General features: G+C 65.7%; 1 protein-coding gene. It reads left to right on the top strand.

The genetic code is table 11. The annotated features are described in order from the left end of the window. On the top strand, window positions 1–1,583 hold a 1,583-nt coding region (locus ACFCZN_RS21270), incomplete at its 5' end, for a hypothetical protein (RefSeq protein ID WP_430558088.1). Window positions 1,584–1,596 lie beyond the last annotated feature (13 nt).

The following is a 1,596-nucleotide window of genomic DNA, read 5'->3' as shown; positions in this document are numbered from 1 at the left end:
CGGCCCTGCAGCTAGCAATGCGTCGTCACGCACGGCTCAATCGCACGCTCGAAGTGCTAGGTGTCGACCCCCGTCGCCTCCACCGTGAACTCCTTAAGCAAGTTCTGCCGCCACTGCTAGTTGGCGGGCTCCTCGCCACTGGTCTCGTGCTTGTCACCTACTTCACTGACGTCACAGTCCCGTTCGCCGGCTTCACGGTCCGGAACGTCGACGTCCAGCGGCACACGGCCATCTACGCGGGATCGGCGCTGGGAGGCCTGCTCGTTGCAGTGCTAGTGGCGTTCGTTGCTACCTACCCCCGCCGTCTCGCGCAGGGTAACCGCCCGCGCGCGGTGCAAGCACCACGCTCACGGCCATGGCTGGCCGTTGTCGGCGTCGCGGCGGTCTTGGTGACCTCGCAGGTCGCAGTTGCGGAAACTGTCGCTGCGGTGGCTGCCGGTGAGGATCGGGGGGCGGTCCTGTGGGTGATCGGCGGCTCTCTGATCGCGCTGTGCTTGATGCCCGCAATGGTCGGCCAGCTGATGACGCTCTGGGCCGGGGGCATCACGTCTCTCGCCCGTCGCAAGGGTTCAGCGACGGCTCTGCTTCTCGGTCGTGGCTTGGAGAACTCCCGACGGGCAGCAGGCGTCGCTGCGGCGGGCGCCGCGCTTATCGTAGTTACGGGCCTGGCTAGCACGTGGGCGCTGATGGGTGCCATCCCTGCCGTCCAGGCGCAGAAGGTGATCGACCAAATCGACGGCAGGTTCGTGCAGATCACCCCACCTTCGACAGGCCTCGTGGGTTCCGAGGAGGCGCTTGCGGCACTGCCGGACAGCGTCGGGATCCTCACCCTGATGGAAGAGGCGCACCAGCTCGAGGATGGGTCCTACGACTTCATGACCTCGATTCACGGCTCCGAACCTGCTCTTGAGCACTGGGGCCTCGTACCGGGCGAAGAGACCCCCGTCACCCAACTGCCGGGCATGCTCAGTACAACCATCACGAGTGGGCAAACGACCCCCGTGGCGATCAACCTGGGCGAGCCGGTACCTGCCGATAACGATGAAATCCGCCTCGCTTACGTCGCGTTCAACGTCGATGGCACCCGTGTCGATCGAGACGCCGTCCAGCGAGCTGTCGCACAGAGCGGGGGCCCAGGGTGGAACGTCTCGGTCGGTGGCGAAAACTGGGTCATCGGTGCGAACGACCTCGCGCACGCGTTCCGGTGGATTGGATGGTTCGCGATCGCCGGAGGCATCCTCCTCATCAGCGCCGTCTGGATCCGCACCGTCGACGATCAGCGACGTCAGATCGCCAAGGCGCTGCCCGTTGACGCTCTCTTCTCCCCACACCCCCGCCTACCAGCGATTCTGGCGTATCGGATGGGAGTCATCATCGGGGCCACTCTTCTTCTTGGTGGCGGCACGGCCGCACTCTTCGCCCGCGTCACTAGCGCGAGTTTGAGCACGACCGGCGGGTCGGGCCCCGTCATTGCCGCGGTATGCGTGATGGTCGCCGTGGTCCTTGGAGCGATGGCGCTGCCCACGGGGTTCGCACTGCAAAAGCTCAGCCGAGATTGGACGCCGGGAGGCGCGCGTGACTAGAACCGATACAGCC

Origin of the sequence: Isoptericola sp. NPDC056134 (assembly GCF_042264825.1) — a bacterium.
GTDB lineage: Bacteria > Actinomycetota > Actinomycetes > Actinomycetales > Cellulomonadaceae > Isoptericola > Isoptericola nanjingensis.
This window is presented reverse-complemented; position numbering and strand designations above follow the sequence as displayed.